5 protein-coding genes are annotated in these 17,276 nt (G+C 55.8%); 1 reads left to right on the forward strand and 4 read right to left on the reverse strand.

Annotation, left to right across the window (positions count from 1 at the left end; all coding sequences use genetic code 11):
• From LAO76_27045 to LAO76_27055, 3 genes are all read right to left on the reverse strand, one after another.
• Positions 1–946, reverse strand: a 946-nt coding sequence (locus LAO76_27045; GenBank protein ID MBZ5494599.1) for a hypothetical protein, incomplete at its 3' end; no start/stop codon positions are given.
• Entirely contained in the window at positions 943–13,617 is a 12,675-nt protein-coding gene (locus LAO76_27050) for an amino acid adenylation domain-containing protein (protein MBZ5494600.1), read from the reverse strand. The genes LAO76_27050 and LAO76_27045, both read right to left, overlap by 4 nt.
• Before the next feature lie 577 nt (positions 13,618–14,194).
• Entirely contained in the window at positions 14,195–14,398 is a 204-nt protein-coding gene (locus LAO76_27055) for a hypothetical protein (protein ID MBZ5494601.1), read from the reverse strand.
• A 196-nt stretch (positions 14,399–14,594) separates the two neighbouring features.
• On the opposite strand from LAO76_27055, the gene LAO76_27060 reads away from it, so the two are divergent.
• Positions 14,595–14,879, forward strand: a complete 285-nt coding sequence (locus LAO76_27060) for a hypothetical protein (GenBank protein MBZ5494602.1) — start codon at positions 14,595–14,597, stop codon at positions 14,877–14,879.
• 424 nt (positions 14,880–15,303) lie between these two features.
• On the opposite strand, the gene LAO76_27065 is transcribed toward LAO76_27060, so the two are convergent.
• Complete coding sequence (locus tag LAO76_27065) at positions 15,304–17,211, reverse strand: M61 family peptidase (protein MBZ5494603.1); 1,908 nt, start codon at positions 17,209–17,211, stop codon at positions 15,304–15,306.
• Positions 17,212–17,276 lie beyond the last annotated feature (65 nt).

Here is a 17,276-nt window from a genome sequence, read left to right on the forward strand (position 1 = left end):
TCCGTCCCGCCACCACCGTCCCAATGGGAATGTCTTCGCCCCCTCCCAGCCGCGACAGCAATGCCGCCACTCCCGCCTGCAGCACCATGAACAAACTCGCTCCGCTTCTTCGCGCCAGAGTTCGCAATCCCTGATGCAGCTCCGCGTCCAGCTCCAGCGCCACCGTTCCTCCGCGATAGCTCATCACCGCCGGTCGCGTTCGATCCGTGGGCAGCGCCAGCTCTTCCGGCATTCCTTCCAGCGCCTTCTTCCAGTACTCCAGCTGCCGGCTGATCAGGCTTTGCTCATCACCTTCGTCGCCCAGCAGTTCCCGCTGCCACAGTGTGTAGTCTCCGTACTGCACCGGCAATGGCTCCCACTTCGGCGTCTGATTCTTGATTCGCGCCCCATACGCCTCTTCCAGATCACGCGCCAGCGGATTCAGCGACCACCCGTCTCCCGCTATGTGGTGCAGCACCAGCAGCAGCACATAGCTATGGCCCTCGCCTTCCGTCAGCCGGAACAGCCACGCCCGCAGCGGCAGCTCCCGCTCCAGTTCCATCCCCACTCCCGCCGCTTCCTCTAATCGCTGCTTCAGCTCCGATTCCCTGATCGTCTCGATCGTCAGCCGCGGCCGCGCTTCTTCCCCGCTCAACACCTTCTGGTACGGCACTCCCTCTTCCTGCGGAAACACCGTCCGCAATGCCTCATGCCTCTCCGCCACATCCCCCAGCGCCTGCTCCAATGCAGTTGTATTCAGCTCGCCTTGCAACCGAAGCGCCAGCGGTATGTTGGAGGAGCCCTGTCTTTTCAGCCAATCCAGCAGTTCACTGCGGCGATCTTTGAGTTCACGACGGATTTCATTTGTGAGCGCTCCCTGTGGCGCAGCCACGCGCAAGCGATCATCTTCCAGCCAGACGCGCGCGCCAAGGTTTCTCAGCTCAAGCAGCAGTTCAGCACAACTCATATTTCCTCTTCTTCAAAAACTTCCTCATCCAGAGACGCCTCGCCTGCTTGCATAGGCGCGGCGGTAAACTGGATGGCTTGGATCAAATTGGCCAGGCCACCTACAGTGCTTGCGGAATAAAAATCGCGCAAAGAAAGCGCAACGCCGAAGGCACTACAGACACGTCCCACCAGGCGCATGGCTGACAAAGAGTCGCCACCAAGCGCGAAAAAATCGTCTTCTACGCCTACCTGTCCTCGGCGCAATACCTCAGCAAACATTGCACATAACGCAGTTTCTTCCTGGGACCGTGGCGCACGTATGTTGCTCGACTGCCGCGCCCAAACAGGAAGAGCGGCCCGGTTAATTTTGCCGTTGGGAGAACGCGGTAATTTTTCAATCGGCATAAAATCCGAAGGCAGCATATGCGCAGGCAGCCGTTCATTTAGCCTGCGGCGCAGCGCCGAATGTTCGGGCAGGGCTCCATTACTCGGTACCAGATAAGCAACAAGTTGTCTCCCAGATGAGGCATCTTCTTTCAGCGCCACTGCGGCCTCTGCAATTTCCGGCAGTGAACGTAGCGCAGATTCGATCTCACCCAGCTCAATACGGAACCCGCGAATCTTTATCTGCTCGTCGGCGCGGCCAACAAAATCGAGCATTCCGTCCTCGCGCCAACGCCCCAGATCGCCGGTGCGATACATGCGCGCGCCCGGATCAATTGCATATGGGTTAGCAATAAAGCGCTCCGCCGCTAATGCGGGACGGTTCAAATATCCCCGGGCCAGACCGGCGCCGGAAATGTACAACTCCCCGGCGACCCCAAAAGGCACAGGTTCCAGATTGCTATCGAGCACATACACACGCGTGTTGCAAATCGGAGAACCAATCGGTGGATTGGCAGAGCCTGACAACGGCAAGCCAATGGTCGCGCAAACTGTAGTTTCCGTAGGTCCATAGGCATTGATCATGCGCAGTCCCGCTGACCAGCGCGTGACTGCCCCTCCGCTCAGGGCCTCACCACCATTCATCAAGCATTGCAATGGCAACGTATCAAATTCTTCCAGGCTCGCGAGCACGGGAACGGGTAATAAGGCATGGGTAACTTTCTGCGAGACAAGAAGCTCATACAATGCCGCTCCTTCGCGCTGTTGTTCCGGCAGGACTAACGTGGCGCCAGTACTCAAGGCCATCAGGCATTCCCAAAAGGAAGCATCGAAATTCAGCGAAGCAAATTGCAGGATGCGTGACTGTTCTGTCAGCTTGAGCCGTTCTGCCTGACTGGCGGCCAATGAAGGAATGCCCTGATGTGTAACAACCACTCCTTTGGGAATACCAGTCGATCCCGAGGTATAGATCACATAGGCCGGATGCTGGGGCAGAACCGGCCGATTGGTATTACGCTCAGATGCGCGCTTCATGGCCGCGGCGACTTCCGGAGCATCAAGAGCAAAAAACTCAACTCCCGCTATTTGCGGCAATCGAAGTTGCAGTTTGGACTCCGTAAGCACCAGCTTTGGCATAGCGTCTTTCAACATGTGTTCGAGACGCGCGCGAGGGTACTCGGAATCGAGCGGAAGGTAAGCGGCGCCTGCTTTCCAGATGGCAATGATGGCCGCCACCATGTCAGCCGAACGATCTATGGAAACACCAACCAAAGATTCCGGGCCGATGCCTTTTTCTATCAAGCAATGAGCAAGGCGATTGGCGTGGCGGTTCAGTTCGCCATAACTCATTGAGAACTCGCCTTGCACGATTGCGATTGACTGCGGCGCATGCGCAGCACTCTTTTCAAAAATCTCTGCCATGGTGGTACTGGGAAGCGGCAGCAACGTGTTGTTGAATTCGTCCAGCACAGCGCGGCGTTCGCCATCCATAAACAAGTCAAGCTGGTGCCATGGAGCGTCAGGCCGGGTCGCAGCGGATTCCAGCAACCGGATGAAGCGCGAGGCAATCTTCCCGGCATCTTCAGCTGTAAATCGCGCCGGATCATAGTCAAGACGGACATGCAGACGGTCATCTGGGGCGATCATCAACGCCAGCGGATAGTGCGCCCCATCCCGCATCTCGACGTCCGAGATTCGCAGCCCACCGAATGAGCGTTCCAGAAGAGAACGATCGAGCGGATAATTCTCAAAGACAAAGATCGTGTCAAACAGTTGTTCGAATCCGGATTCGTGTTGGATTTCGCTCAACCCCAGATGATAGACATTGAGCGTCTCCGATTGACTTTTTTGAATTCTCGCCAGAACGTCAACGAAGCATTCGCCAGGCTGCATTCGAACGCGCAACGGAACTGTATTAATGAACAGTCCCACCATCTGCTCGATTCCAGCCAACTCCGGCGACCGCCCCGATACCGTGATGCCGAATACGACATCGTTGCGATTACTCAGGCGCGCCAGCAGCACCGCCCAAAGTCCCTGCAAGACTGTATTTAGAGTCAAGCCACGCTCGCGGGCCTTTGCATTGAGCGCAGCTGTGAGTTCCAGTGAGAGATCATGCCGCCAGGAAGCGGGAATCAGCGTCTCAGCCTGTCTAGCGTCTTGAAGCTGCGACGCCATGATGGTGGGACTCTCTAACTCACCCAGGTAGTTCTTCCATACCGCAAGGGCTGCGGAATGGTCCTGCGTCTTCAACCATGCCAGATAATCGGTATAGGGCCGTACACGGGGCAATGCATCAAGATTAATGCCATTGCTGTAAAGCTCCAGCATTTCTCCAATCAATACGGGCGTTGACCAGCCATCCAGAATCAAGTGATGATTGGTGAACACCAGCACATGACGTTCAGGAGCCAGCCGTACCAGTACAAAACGCAGTAGCGGACCTGAAGAGAATATGAAACCTTTACGTCTTTCGGCAGAGACGATCTCAGCGCAGCGCAGGCCCTGGGCCTCCTTGTCCAGCATCGAAAGATCCACTTGGCGCCAGGGAAGATCGACTGCGGCAGGGACTACCTGTACAGGCTGCTCCAGACCTTCGCGATAAATAGAAACCCGCAGGTTGGGATATCGCACAAGCAGGACTTCGATTGCCTGCTTTAGTTGCCCGGGAAATATTTCTCCTTCAAATTCAAGATTGGTTTGGACGGTGTATACGTCTTCGCCGGTCGCGTACAACGAGTGAAAGAGCAACCCTTCCTGCAGCGGCGAAAGCGGAAGGATGTCAACAATAGACGGCAACGCAGCTTCAATCTGTTCAACCTGCCCAAGCGACAGAGAGACCAGAGGAAAATCTGAAGCGCTGTGCCCGCCGTTGCCGCGTTGTCCAGCGTAATGCACGATGGACTCCAGCGCGCGCTGCCACAACACCGCCAGCTCGCGAACGGCAGATTCTTCCAGATGGTTTTTGGCCCAGTTGAAGTTCGCTGTAAGCCGCGACCCTTCAGATCCATCGGCGACCACCGCGTCAATCTCTACCAAGTGAAGGAGCGGCATTTCCGGATCAGCACCTCCGCCAAAACCGGCATCATCCCCCGTAGGCAGCCACAGTGCTCCTTCCTGTGCGGCAAACCTGCCGAGATAGTTGAAGGCAAGTTGCGGCGTGGGCAGAGCAGACAGATGTCTCTCAGATTCAGAGTTCAAATAGCGCAACAATCCGTAATGCAGTCCCCGGTTTGGAATGGCGTGCAATTGATCTTTAATAAGCTTGAGGGCTCGTCCAAGGCCGGACCGGCGGGCAGTGAATTCATGAAGGTCGATATCGGAATTGGTGTCTTGAAGATCAAGACGCACAGGAAAGACGCTGGTGAACCAGCCCACGGTCCGCGAGAGATCGAACCCGCTATCCATAGGTTCGCGACCGTGGCCTTCCAGATCAATTGTCATCGTCCTGTCATTCGTTGCGCTATAGAACCGCCGCCATTGAAATGATGCAAGTGCCAGGGCCGTCAACAGCACGTCATTGATCTGCGCATGAAACGCTTCCAGCACGGAAGTAAGAAGTGCGGTGGTTAAATCAACCGGCAAACTCACACGCAGATTTCCGGCGCTCGCAATGTTGTCCTTTGCGGGTTCAAGCAATCTTCCGGGAAGCAGTGGTGCGCCGGACAGCGCGCCCTTCCAATAATCAAGCTCGGATAGAACAGACTGATGGTTTGCACGCTCGGAGAGATACTGTGCCCAGCGTCGAAATGGCGTTGCTTCAGGCTCAAACATTGGCGCTTCACCACGAACCATGGCTCCCCATGCCGCAGCTAGATCAGAAAGCAGAATGCGCCATGACACTCCATCCACGGCAAGGTGATGGATCATCAAAAGCAGACGGCTGTTTCCCCTGAACCAAACGGCGTGGACCATTCGGCCCGCTTGAGGGTCCAAATGGCGCTCTGCTGCGAGCGCCGCAGCCTTTCCTGATTCAGTGCTGCTGGCGGAATGTACAATCGTTACGCAGTCTCTAGCCTGCACCCAGCCGCGCGGAGCAATCTGCAGATCGTTATTCACTCCTAGCCTAAGTCGCAGTGACCCGTGCTGATCGATCAGCAGCTGCAGCAAGCGAACAAGGTCTGCTTCCAGTAAATCTGCCGGAACCTGCAGCAAGACAGATTGATGAAACCGTTTGAACGCACTACCCTGCTCAAAGAGTGCCTGGATGATCGGCGTTGGCAGTAGCGTGCCATCTTCATCGATTGATGTCGTCGCTGGATCGGACGTGACTGCTCGTGCCGCAAGAGCCAGGGCTTCCGGCGTCTGATGTTGGAAGATGTCTCGCGGAGAAAGTAAGAGTCCCATCTTTCTGCCCTTACTGATAAGTTGAATAGAAAGGATGCTATCTCCGCCCAGATGGAAGAAGTTTTCATTGGCGCCCACCTGCTCAAGCGAAAGCAGCTCTGCAAACAGGCGGCAGAACGTCTGCTCCCTGGGTGTTCGCGGCAGTCGTTTGTTTTCACGCTGCCGTGGGCGCGAGCCGATTCTGCCAGCTATCGTCACCGCTGGCTTATTTGATAGCGTAACCGCTTCACTCGGCACTTGTGACGCATGTGACTGTTGATCTTGCAGACCGAAGGAGGGCTCGAGCTGCCGCAAACGTACTTTTGGTTCCCTCGATATCTCGCGCAGCATATGGACTAACGCTGCGGCCAGATTGGCTGCCGTTTGAGGATCGAACAGATCAAAACTATATTCCAGCGTCCCCGCGACGCCGACTGCGTTCCCGGCAGAATCAAAAGTCTCATTCAACGTAAAAGCAAGATCGAACTGAGCCTGATGAGTGGAAACAATAACTTGTTGAATGTTCATTCCCGGCAGGTCCAGCTTCGCTTCCGGCGCGTTCTGCAGCACCAGCACCACCTGAAACAGAGGATGGCGGGATTGCGAGCGCGCCGGCTGCACCGCCTCCACCAACCGCTCAAACGGCACTTCCTGATGGCTGTACGCCTCCAGCGCAAATCGCCTTACCCGCTCGATCAGCTCGGTAAATGTTGGATCGCCAGAAAGATCGGTCCGCAGCACCAGCGTGTTCACAAAGAATCCCACCAGCTCTTCCAGCTCCGCTTCACTCCGTCCCGCCACCACCGTCCCAATGGGAATGTCTTCGCCCACTCCCAGCCGCGACAGCAATGCCGCCACTCCCGCCTGCAGCACCATGAACAAACTCGCTCCGCTTCTCCGCGCCAGAGTTCGCAATCCCTGATGCAGCTCCGCATCCAGCTCCAGCGCCACCGTTCCCCCTCGATAGCTCATCACCGCCGGTCGCGTTCGATCCGCGGGCAGCGCCAGCTCTTCCGGCATCCCCTCCAGCGCCTTCTTCCAGTACTCCAGCTGCCGGCTGATTACACTCTCCGGATCACTCTCGCTCCCCAGCAGCTCCCGCTGCCACAGCGTGTAATCTCCGTACTGCACCGGCAGCGGCTCCCACTCCGGCGCCTGCTTCTTGATTCGCGCCCGGTACGCCTCTTCCAGATCACGCGCCAGTGGATTGAGCGACCATCCGTCTCCCGCTATGTGGTGCAGCACCAGCAACAACACGTAGCTACGGCCCTCGCCTTCCGCCAGCCGGAACAGCCACGCCCGCAGCGGCAGCTCCAGCTCCAGTTCCATTCCCACTCCCGCCGCTTCCCTCAATCGCTCGCTCAGCTCCGATTCCTTGATACTCTCCAATGTGATTTCCGGCCGCGCCTCTTCCCCGCTCAGCACCTTCTGGTACGGCACTCCTTCTTCCTGCGGAAACACCGTCCGCAATGCTTCATGCCTCTCCGCCACATCCCCCAGCGCCTGCTCCAGCGCAGTTGTATTCAGATCACCTTGCAGCCGCAACGCCAGCGGTATGTTGTACGTCGCTCCCGCTCCTTCCATCTGGTACAAAAACCACAACCGCTGCTGCGCATACGACAACGGCACTCGCTCTGACCGCACCTTTGCGATCAGCGCGGGACGCACAGTTTGGTCTTCACTGAGCCGGTCTTCATCTAGGCGCTCGACTAACTCCGCTACCGTGGGCGATTCAAACAGCGCCCGAATGCTCACCTCTTTGCCCAGCGCGGCCCTCACCCGGCTGACCAGCTTCGCCGCGAGCAGCGAGTGCCCGCCCAGTTCAAAGAAGTTGTCGTGAATGCCCACCCGCTCTGCTCCCAACACATCTGCAAACACCGCGCACAACACTTCTTCTTCCGGTGTCCGTGGCAATTGTTGCTCACCACCGTTCTGGCTGAGAGATGAAAGAACGCGGCGGTCAACTTTGCCGCTGGGCGTCAGGGGCCACGCTGACAGGACGGAGATAACACCAGGTACCATGTAAGCTGGCAATGATCGACGCAAATGTTTCTGGAGAGTTTCTGCGAGGTCCGTTTCCAGTCCTGAGTCAAACTGTCGGGCAATTACATACGCCGCGAGTTGCCTCACGCTGCCTCGCTCCTGCACCGTCACAATGGCATCAGCAACGCCGTCGTGAGATCTGAGCGCACTTTCGATTTCGCCCAGCTCTATCCGGAAGCCGCGAATTTTTACCTGATGGTCAACGCGCCCCAGGAATTCCAGATTGCCATCGGGCAACCACCGGACCAGATCGCCGGTTCGATACAGCCGCTTTCCCGGCACTGACACAAACGGATCAGCAATAAACTTTTCTGCGGTGAGTGCAGGGCGGTTCCAGTAACCACGTGTCACTCCCGCGCCGCCGATGTACAACTCTCCGGCTACACCTACCGGCACTGGATCAAGACGACCGTCGAGCACATACAAACTTGTATTCGCGACAGGTTTGCCAATGGGAACGGTGCGCGCTTGCGGCACACTCTTCGCATACGTGGACTGAACTGTGGTTTCAGTCGGGCCGTAAGTGTTCCAGAGTTTAGCGGAGAGCTTCTGGTAAAAAATGTCTGAGAGCTCGGGCTTCAGCGCTTCTGCTCCGCTGCTTATGATCCTAAGAGACGTCCACTGCTGAATCCGCGGATGATCAAGCAGCGCGTCCAGCAAAGAAGGAGCCAAGTCGACGTAGCTGACCGATTTCCCAATGGCAAGTTGCAGCAGATAATCCGTATCCCGCTCGCCTCCCGGCGCAGCAATAGCAATACGCGATCCATAAGCCAAAGGCAGAAAGATTTCCAGTATCGAAGCGTCAAAACTGAAGGACGCTTTCTGCAACACGCAATCCGCCGCAGTGAGCGACAATGCTTCACCAGCCCAGAACAACTGATTGCAAACCTGCCGATGCTCCACGGCAACACCTTTGGGCTGTCCGGTTGATCCCGATGTATAGATTATGTAGGCGAGATTTTCTGAACGGACCTCAACCTGCGGGCGATGATGAGGCTCTTGCTCGATTCGGTTCCAGTCCGCATCAAGGGCGATCACCCGGGCATGGCTGTTGGGCAAGTTTGAAAGCAACGTGCTTTGAATAAGCAGTATGCCGGCGTCAGAATCCTCCAACATATAGGCAAGGCGCTCTTGAGGATAAGCAGGATCAAGAGGCACATATGCGCCACCCGCCTTTAGCACGCCCAGAAGAGCTACCAACAATTCCAGACTGCGCTCCATGCAAATCCCAACTCTTACATCTGGCCTCACGCCCAGCTTTGCGAGATGGTGCGCGAGCTGGTTGGCATGATGCTCAAGCTCACCATAGGTCACGCGTTGCTCCGCCAGTTCAGCGGCAACCGCCAAAGGTGTTTTGGCAGCCTGCTCCTCAAACAAATTGTGAACGCATGATTTTTGGGAATAACCGACCGTCGTCTGGTTCCACTCAACCAAGAGGCGATGGCGATCGGCGGCAGAGATCATCTGCAAGCGATGCAGCGCCACATTCGGCTCGGCGATCACGGACCCCAACAATCGGCCAAAGTCGCCAGCCATCTGCTCGATGCGCCAGCGATCAAACAAATCACGGTTATAGAGCCAGCAGAGCTCAAGCCTCTTGTCCCGTTGCCAGGCATACAGTTCCAGATCAAGCCGAACACGCGGTTGATCATCCATGACAGGCTCAACTTGAAGTCCCGGCAGAGCATGCATGCTTGCCGGCGCATTCTGAAGCGCGAACATGACCTGGAAAACCGGAGGGTAATTGAGACCGTGTTGAGCTTCGCGCGCCAGTTGCTCAAAAGGAACATCCTGGTGACGATAAGCATCCAACGCCGTTGTGCGCGCCTGCTTCAGCAGGTCGGTAAAACTTTGATCAGGATCGAGTTGCATCCGCATGACGATGGCACTGGAAAAGTATCCAATGACTTTTTCCAGGCGCGGTTCTGGGCGGTTAGCAACGGGAGTTCCGATCAGGATATCGTTCTGACCACTGTAGCGCTGCAACAGCACGGAGAAGGCCGCAACCAGGGCCATGTAAAGAGTGCAATCATTTCTGCGGGCGAGGTTTTCCAGAGCGGAGAGCGGTTCCTCAGGAAATGTTAAGTGCAACAGTTCGCCGGAAAAGCTCTGGCGCGTCGGCCGAGGCCTGTCACGTGGAAGGTCCAATTGATCAGGCGCCTGGAGTAATTGTTTGCTCCAGTACTCCAAAGCAGCAGACCGCCGGGGCTCTGTGGCAGCGCTACGTTGCCAAAGAACGTAGTCAGCGTACTGCAGCGGCAGCGGAGGAAGAGCGGGCCGGCGTCCTTCGCGCAATGCCGCGTACATCTCCGCGAACTCACGATCAAAAATCTCTTCTGACCAGCCGTCAGCCACAATGTGATGAAAAGTTCGGAGAAAAATATGTTCCTGCGCTGAAAGCTTGATCAACTTTGCGCGCAACAGAGCTCCATGTGTAAGGTCGAATGGTTCCTCCCACTCCTTATGCAGCGCGGCATTTAATTCTTTCTGCTGCTGTTGCGAATCGAACGCAGTCAGGTCAATCAAAGGGACGTCAAGCGTCAGATGCGGGCAGATAATCTGCGTGGGCTCGCCGTCAATCTGCGCGAAGCAGGTGCGCAAACTCTCATGCCGCTCGATCATTGCATTCACGGCAGATTCAAGAGCCGTAACATCCAAATCGCCGCGAATACGCAGCGCCTCAGGGATGTGGTATTGCGCGCTGCTTCCTTCGAGTTGATCAATAAACCAGAGCCGCTGTTGCGAGAAAGAAACCGGCAAGCGTTCCGGACGAGGCTGAGGGCCTGTGAGTAAATTGTCCTTTTCAAATGCGCCAAGCTGGATCGCCAGTTGCGCAACCGTCGGCGAATCGAAGAGAGAGCGTGCTGGCAGATCAATTCCGAATGTTGCATGAATGCGGCTGAGAAGCTGCATCGCCGTGAGCGAGTGACCGCCAAGATCGAAAAAGCTGTCATGAATGCCAATGCGTTCCAGTGACAGCACTTCTCCAAAAATATGGCAGAGAATTTCTTCCTCCGGTGTGCGCGGAGGAGCATTGCTGTTGCCGCGCCATTCCGGCGCCGGCAAAGCTCGGCGATCGATTTTGCCGTTAGGCGTAAGCGGCAGAGCCGGCAGCACCACTATCGCCGCGGGCAACATGTGTCTGGGCAGCCGCTCTGCCAGACGACGGTGTAAATCCGGCAGATCAAACGGCTTCTCGCCGGCAAGAACGATATAGGCCACGAGCTGTTTGCCGGAAGCACCATTCTCACGCGCTATGACGATTGCTTGGTTGATCTCGGCCTGCGCCGTAAGGGAAGTTTCAATTTCCCCAAGCTCTATGCGGAAGCCGCGGATTTTCACCTGCTGATCGGCACGGCCAAGAAACTCGAGGGTCCCGTCCCGCTGCCAGCGAGCCAGATCGCCAGTGCGGTACATGCGCGACCCCGAAGCTGAAAAAGGGTCGGCAGTGAACCTCTCTGCCGTCAGCGATGGCCGATTCAGGTAGCCGCGCGCCAAGCCTATACCCCCAATGTAAAGCTCTCCTGCAACTCCCACCGGCAGAGGATGGAGAAAGCGATCGAGCACATACATTCGGGTGTTCCATATCGGCCTGCCGATAGGAATGTTGTATACCTCCGCCTCTCGCAGACATTCCCAGAAGGTGACATCCACAGATGCTTCGGTCGGGCCATAGAGATTGTGGAGAGCCGCGTTCAGCACGCGGACAAACTTTTCTTGCACGTCGCCATGCAATGCCTCACCGCTGCAGATCACTCGACGCAAACTGTTACAAGTAGCAGCGAGCGGCTCCTCCAGAAATACGCTAAGCATGGAGGGGACGAAGTGCACCGTCGTTACTTGTTGCTCGTTGATGAGTGAAGCCAGATATGCCGGGTCTCTATGGCCGCCAGGCTTTGCCAAAACGAGGCTCGAGCCTTGAATCAGGGGCCAGAGAAATTCCCACACGGAGACGTCAAAGCTGAAAGGGGTTTTCTGCAGCACACGATCGTCTGCAGTGAGCCCGTACTGCGCCTGCATCCAGAGCAAGCGATTGACGATTCCCTGATGTGTATTGACGGCACCCTTTGGTGTACCGGTAGAACCGGAAGTATAGATTGCATACGCAGGATGCTGCGGCAGCAAAATGGAAGTTCGTTCTGCGTCGCTCAGGTTGTGCGTGGGCAGGCTTTGGAGCAATTGCTGGAACTCCGCTTCCTCAACGCTCTTGAATTCACAATCGCTTACCTGCGGGAGTCGCGCCAGCGTTGCCTGATTCGTAAGCACCACGCGAGGCGCCGCATCCCTGACCATATGCTCGATTCGCGCCTGCGGATAATCGGGATCAAGTGGGAGATATGCCGCGCCGGATTTCAAGGTGGCAACAATTGCGATTACCAGTTCGAGCGAGCGTTCAAGGGCAATGCCAACCAGCGCTTCCGGGCCGATTTCCATTGCCACAAGGTGACGAGCCAGTCGGTTGGCGCGGGCATTTAACTCAGCGTAGGTCAAGAAGCTTTCTCCAAACACAACAGCCGTGAGATCAGGAGTGCGGGCCACCTGGGCTTCCATGAGTTGCGGCAAGGTGGTTTCGGCAACCGCATGCGTATTGGCATTGAAGCTGGAAACGACCGTGTCCAGCTCGCCTGGCAGCAAGAGCCCGTAGGCATGAAGCGGAAGCCCAGGGGAAACTAACTGATGCAATAGAGCAATGAATCTCTGCTGGTGAGCTGCGACCTCGTCCAGCGTGTAGTGCGCTGGATTAGCGTCAAAATCAATGCGGAGATCGGAGCCTTCCTGGCGGTCATAAACAGCAATGGCAAACTCATCGACGGGACCGTTGGACAAGTTGTGCGTCGCGGTCTCGCATCCGGTGAAATTCAGATCGTAATCAAAGGACATCACGTTTACGAGCAAGCCGTAAATGTCGGGATCAGATGGTTGCAATCCAAGGTCACGCCGCAGATCGTCAGCGCGATAGCGCTGGTGGCGTATTATTTCCGCCTTGCGCTTTACCACCTGCGTTACAAGATCGGCAAAGGTCCCGCTGTGGGCAAAAGTAATGCGCAACGGCAAAATGTTTGAAACCATGCCGGGAATACTGCGCATCTTGCGTCCAACGCGGGCGGTCAGGGGTAATCCCAAAATTACGTCCTCCGCCCCGGTGAGGCGATGGAGGTAAAGTGCGGCGGCGGTCTCAATCACCTGCGCCAGACTGGCGCCGAGAGTTCTTCCCATGGAAGCCAGTGACGCAGTAAGTTCCACAGGCAAGCTACCACTATGGCGGATGAAGGTACGCGATCTTACGGGCGGTTTGCCGGAGAGCGTAACGGCATTGGGACGGGCACTGAGAGCTGCCAGCCAGTACTCGCGATCACGGCTGCGTCCAATGCGGTGATATTTTTCTTCTTCATCAAGCAGACCAAGAGAAGATTGGAAAGTACACGGCGGAACGGCGCGGGCCTGCGCAAGCGAGGAATATATTTCCGCCGCGCGTTTGGCAATCAGTGCGCCGCCAAAACCATCCATGCAGAGGTGGTGATAACGTACGTACCAAAAAAAGCGATCCAGGCCGACACGAAGCAACGCATAAAAAAACAGCGGATCCCGATTGGGCTGGACGGGGCGCGTAAGATCTTCGCGCATCCATGCATCTGCAGCTGCGAACGGCCCGGCCTGCGAGCTGAGGTCAATAAAGGGCAAGTCCCAATCTGAGAAGGGCGCGATGGACTGTCGAGCCCCTTCGGCTCGCGAAAAAATGCGTAAACGCAAACAATCGCACTCATTCACCACCTGGCGCAACGCCAATGCAAAAAGGTCTGGACGAAGAGGCCCGCGAATATCAACATACTCAGCAATACTGAAGGCGGGACTTGCGGGATCGATCGCCTGCGCGATCCAGATGCCCGACTGGGCATCCGAAAGTTGGAACTCCTGAGCGGAATAAACTGGATTCACCTGCGGCTCCAAAGACAAAGGACACGAGCGGCGCGCGCAAAAAAGAAAAACATCTTATAACGCCGTAACGAAGATTAGAGAACTCATATTTTTCTCTCCGATAAATGGAACAGCGTTTCCCCTCAACCTAGAAAATCCCATAAGAGAGAAAGTGAAACCATTGCTCTGCTTTGAGCAAATAATTTAAGTTTTGCAAGGCGTCCTGGAGCGGAATTTCGTCCGAAGGGCTTGCTTCAACTGTGCTATTTCAGAAGGCGCGTGGCGCCTAAATCAGGCTTGAAGTTGCCAGTTTTCTGACTGTCCCTAGCCCTGCCGTATCGGCCTGGCTTAAACACACATTCAAATTTCTCTTTTGCTTTCCGTTTCCGTTAGTTTAAACATCCACCGCATTCAGTTGCAAGAAGTCTCCGGAGTTTTTCCAGGTGCTGAACCCGAATTTATTTGAAAATAAATATGAGAGAGATGTTCTCAGATCGAAGTAAATACCTTTAAATCAAAGAAGATCTTTCGGGTGGAACTCGCACCCAACTTTACTCGCTTAATTCTTCCGGATCGCCCGCTGCCCTGGCGATAGCTTCTACCCAAGGTTGAGCAATGCCGTAAATGGACGGAAAACAATTATGACCAAATCGAGTTTAGGAAAGCGTTCAAACAGCTCCTGGGCTTCCAGACCACTGTGTGCCGTAAGAATGTTAAATTTCGCAGTCTCAAGAAGCAGCTTCCTTACAGAAAGGGCCTCTCCTGGTTCCGGCTCTGCCACCAGCAGTGTTGGCCTTGTCATAATTCAGGTTGATGAATTCCCCCTACCTGGGGTTGGTGCGCAACGGTAGGATTTTCAGCGTTGATTTCGGTATTCAGGCATCAAATCTTCAGCTCCAATCCAGTAGAGCAGCAGACCGAATTTTGCGTCATTCGGTGTGACACCGTCCTTACGCCAGGCGCACCGGATGCATCGAATAACCTTGAAGGAGAAAAGCATGCAGAAATTCTGGATTTTGGTGTGTACGGTTTTGCTTGGCAGCGCCTTGACATTTTCTCAGGCCACGAGCAACGCCGGCGGCGGGCAAACCAGCAGCCCCGGAACAGGACAGCCCGGCACAGGCAACGTGCCAGGAACGGGGACCGGCCAAGGCAGCGGCGCTGAAATTCCTGCAACGGCGCAATCTAAAACCAAATCCCACAAGAAGAACACGCGCAAGCACCACAAAAAGAACGCAAAGAGCAAGTCGGGATCCGATGCGGGCACTGCATCCCCAAAATAACGTCGTCATTAGAGAAGCTGGATGGAAATCCAGCCGACTGATGGTCGATGACCGGACAAACCCGGCAGTTTTGCATTACTGGGTTGCACATGTAATGTGGAGCATCTTAATATTGATAGTGGGATTCGTTACGGTTTCTGAATATGAAGCAAGAGCCCGAGCGTTTTTGGCATGTTCGATCAGTTCAGAACCCTCTCTTGCGTGAATCTTATTGTCTCTCCTGCTTTAAGTTTGTGGGTGCAAGCAAAAATGGCTTGAACCTTCGGCTGGTTGAGTTTGCTCACCAGTTGAGCTGCAGGCCCTCTGCCGACAAAAAGACCCTTGACACAGGGACCGAGTAGTTCGATGGGCCGTGTCGATATCGGCAGATCCGCTGTTCCTTTTAGCCGCTAAAACTCGAGCCCTTATTGCCACCTCCGCCTACTCACTTCGCTAACGGCTTGATAATCTCACTCAGCACGTCCGGCTTTGATTCATCGCGCACCAGGTGAGCATACTTTTCGCCGTCGTGATAGTTGAGTGTGAAGGTTTTGTAATAATCGCCGTTCATCACCAGCAGTTCCAGGTTCGGTCCATTTCCCTTCCCTGCTTTAAGCGCGTCGCGCAGAATGTCAGGGTTGAACTTTCTGCCATTCACGGCCACCAGCGTGGTTCCGGGCGCAACCCCGGCCTTCCACGCGGGACTGTCCGCGATCACGTCTTTAATACCGCCCTTGTCATCGAGTGAAAGTCCAATGGAGAAGCGAGCGTCCACGGCGTCGCGGACTTTTTCCATGTCTTTGGTGAACTCGCTGGGATTGTCGTCATACACCAGCTTCCAGCCGCCATTGGTGATGCCGCCCAGCGGAGCGCCAGGGCCGTAAGTGTCCAGCCGATCGCGCAGGAATTTTGCCCAGTCGTATGGCGTGACTTCATTCAGCGTTTTCACCACATCGTCAAACGTGTAAGTAATCACCTTGGGTGGAGTGTTGCCGCCACCGTGGAAGATGCGGCAGAAATCGTTCATCGACTTCTGGCCTTTGGTCTGCTGCCGGATAATTGTGTCGGCTTCCAGCCAGATCAGGAATCCCTCAGGATAGTAGTCCACGCTGCGGCGCCAGCTTTCAAACTCCGGCGCTGCGCCGTAGAGGAGCTGCGCGGCATCGGCGGTGTCTTGCAGCGGACGCCATGAACGGCCTGGCGTATGGTCAAGTGCAGCGGCGGTTTCCGCAGTTTCATCCAGGAATTGCTGTTTGGTCCACAGGCCTGAACGCGGCGCAAGAATATCGCCAAGATATTGCGTGAGTCCTTCATACACCCAGAGCAGATCGCCTTCCATCGGAAGCTGATAATCGGGCGTTGCCAGTCCTTTGGGACGGCGATATTTGCCGTTCCAGGAATGCGTCATCTCGTGCGGCAACAAACTGGCCGCAAGCCAGCGCGCATCGTCATCGATCATCGTCCGCTCGGCCACACGATCGTCGCTTGATTCGTGATGTTCCAGACCGAAGTGCGCCGTGTGATCGCTGAGCGTCAGCAGGAAATGATAGTCGCGGTAATGCCGCGCGCCGTAGAGTGCGCCAGTTTCAGCGATCAGGCGTTTGTACTCGTCGATGGTCTGCTGCGGCATATCCAAAGCTGCGTCGCCATCAGCAACTTCGTCAATGTAATGCTGGATCGGCCCTTCAGGCGTGAGCGGAATGCGGCGGAAGTGAGCTCCGGCCAGCACCGGCGAGTCCACCAGCGTGGTCAGAGATACCTGCTGAAAATTGATTTGCCCTCCGCTCTCACCGGCCACCGGCAATGCGGTGCCATACTTCCAGCCCGCAGGCAGCTTGAGCGAGGCAACGATCGGGATATCGTCTGTAGGCTTTCCGGGAACATAGAGAACAACCTGGTTCCAACTGAGCATGTTGAGTTGCGTTGTGGCCGAAGCTCCCGATGAGAAGCCTTCCGGAGGAGCAGGCATCACCAAATCCAGCTTTGCCTCAAGCGTGCTGACGCCTTGCGGCACCGTGACGTGGATTGTGTACATCTCATCCAAATCGCGCCGCCATGTCAGCCGCTTTCCGTCGGCGAAGAACTCCAGGCCAGTCAGATCGGTGATCGGGCCAGTGGGGCCATGCTCGCCAGGAATCCATTTAGGGTAAACAAGTTTTACGTCACCCGCGGCCACCGCAATCTCCATCTGCGCATGCAGGATCTTTTCCGGAGCGTGTGTTGCGTCAACCGATAGCTTGATCGGCTGCGCAGGCGGCACACTGGCGGCTGGCTGCGGTTTTTGTTTTTGTGCGACCAGTACAGCACTGAAAAATAAAATGGTTAGAGTAATGCGCCTGAAGGCAATCAGCATGAAGTTCTCCATTAGCAAACGCACCAAGGTTAAAGTGCAAAAGGCCCTGAACGCAAGGACAAGAG

This window comes from Terriglobia bacterium (genome assembly GCA_020072645.1).
Classification (GTDB): Bacteria; Acidobacteriota; Terriglobia; order Terriglobales; family Acidobacteriaceae; genus Angelobacter.

What these genes read in the sequence shown, in the direction of transcription:
- LAO76_27055 (MBZ5494601.1), bottom strand. Translation starts at nt 14,398, where the DNA reads ATGACAAGGCCAACACTGCTGGTGGCAGAGCCGGAACCAGGAGAGGCC.
- LAO76_27060 (MBZ5494602.1), top strand. Translation starts at nt 14,595, where the DNA reads ATGCAGAAATTCTGGATTTTGGTGTGTACGGTTTTGCTTGGCAGCGCC.
- LAO76_27065 (MBZ5494603.1), bottom strand. Translation starts at nt 17,211, where the DNA reads ATGCTGATTGCCTTCAGGCGCATTACTCTAACCATTTTATTTTTCAGT.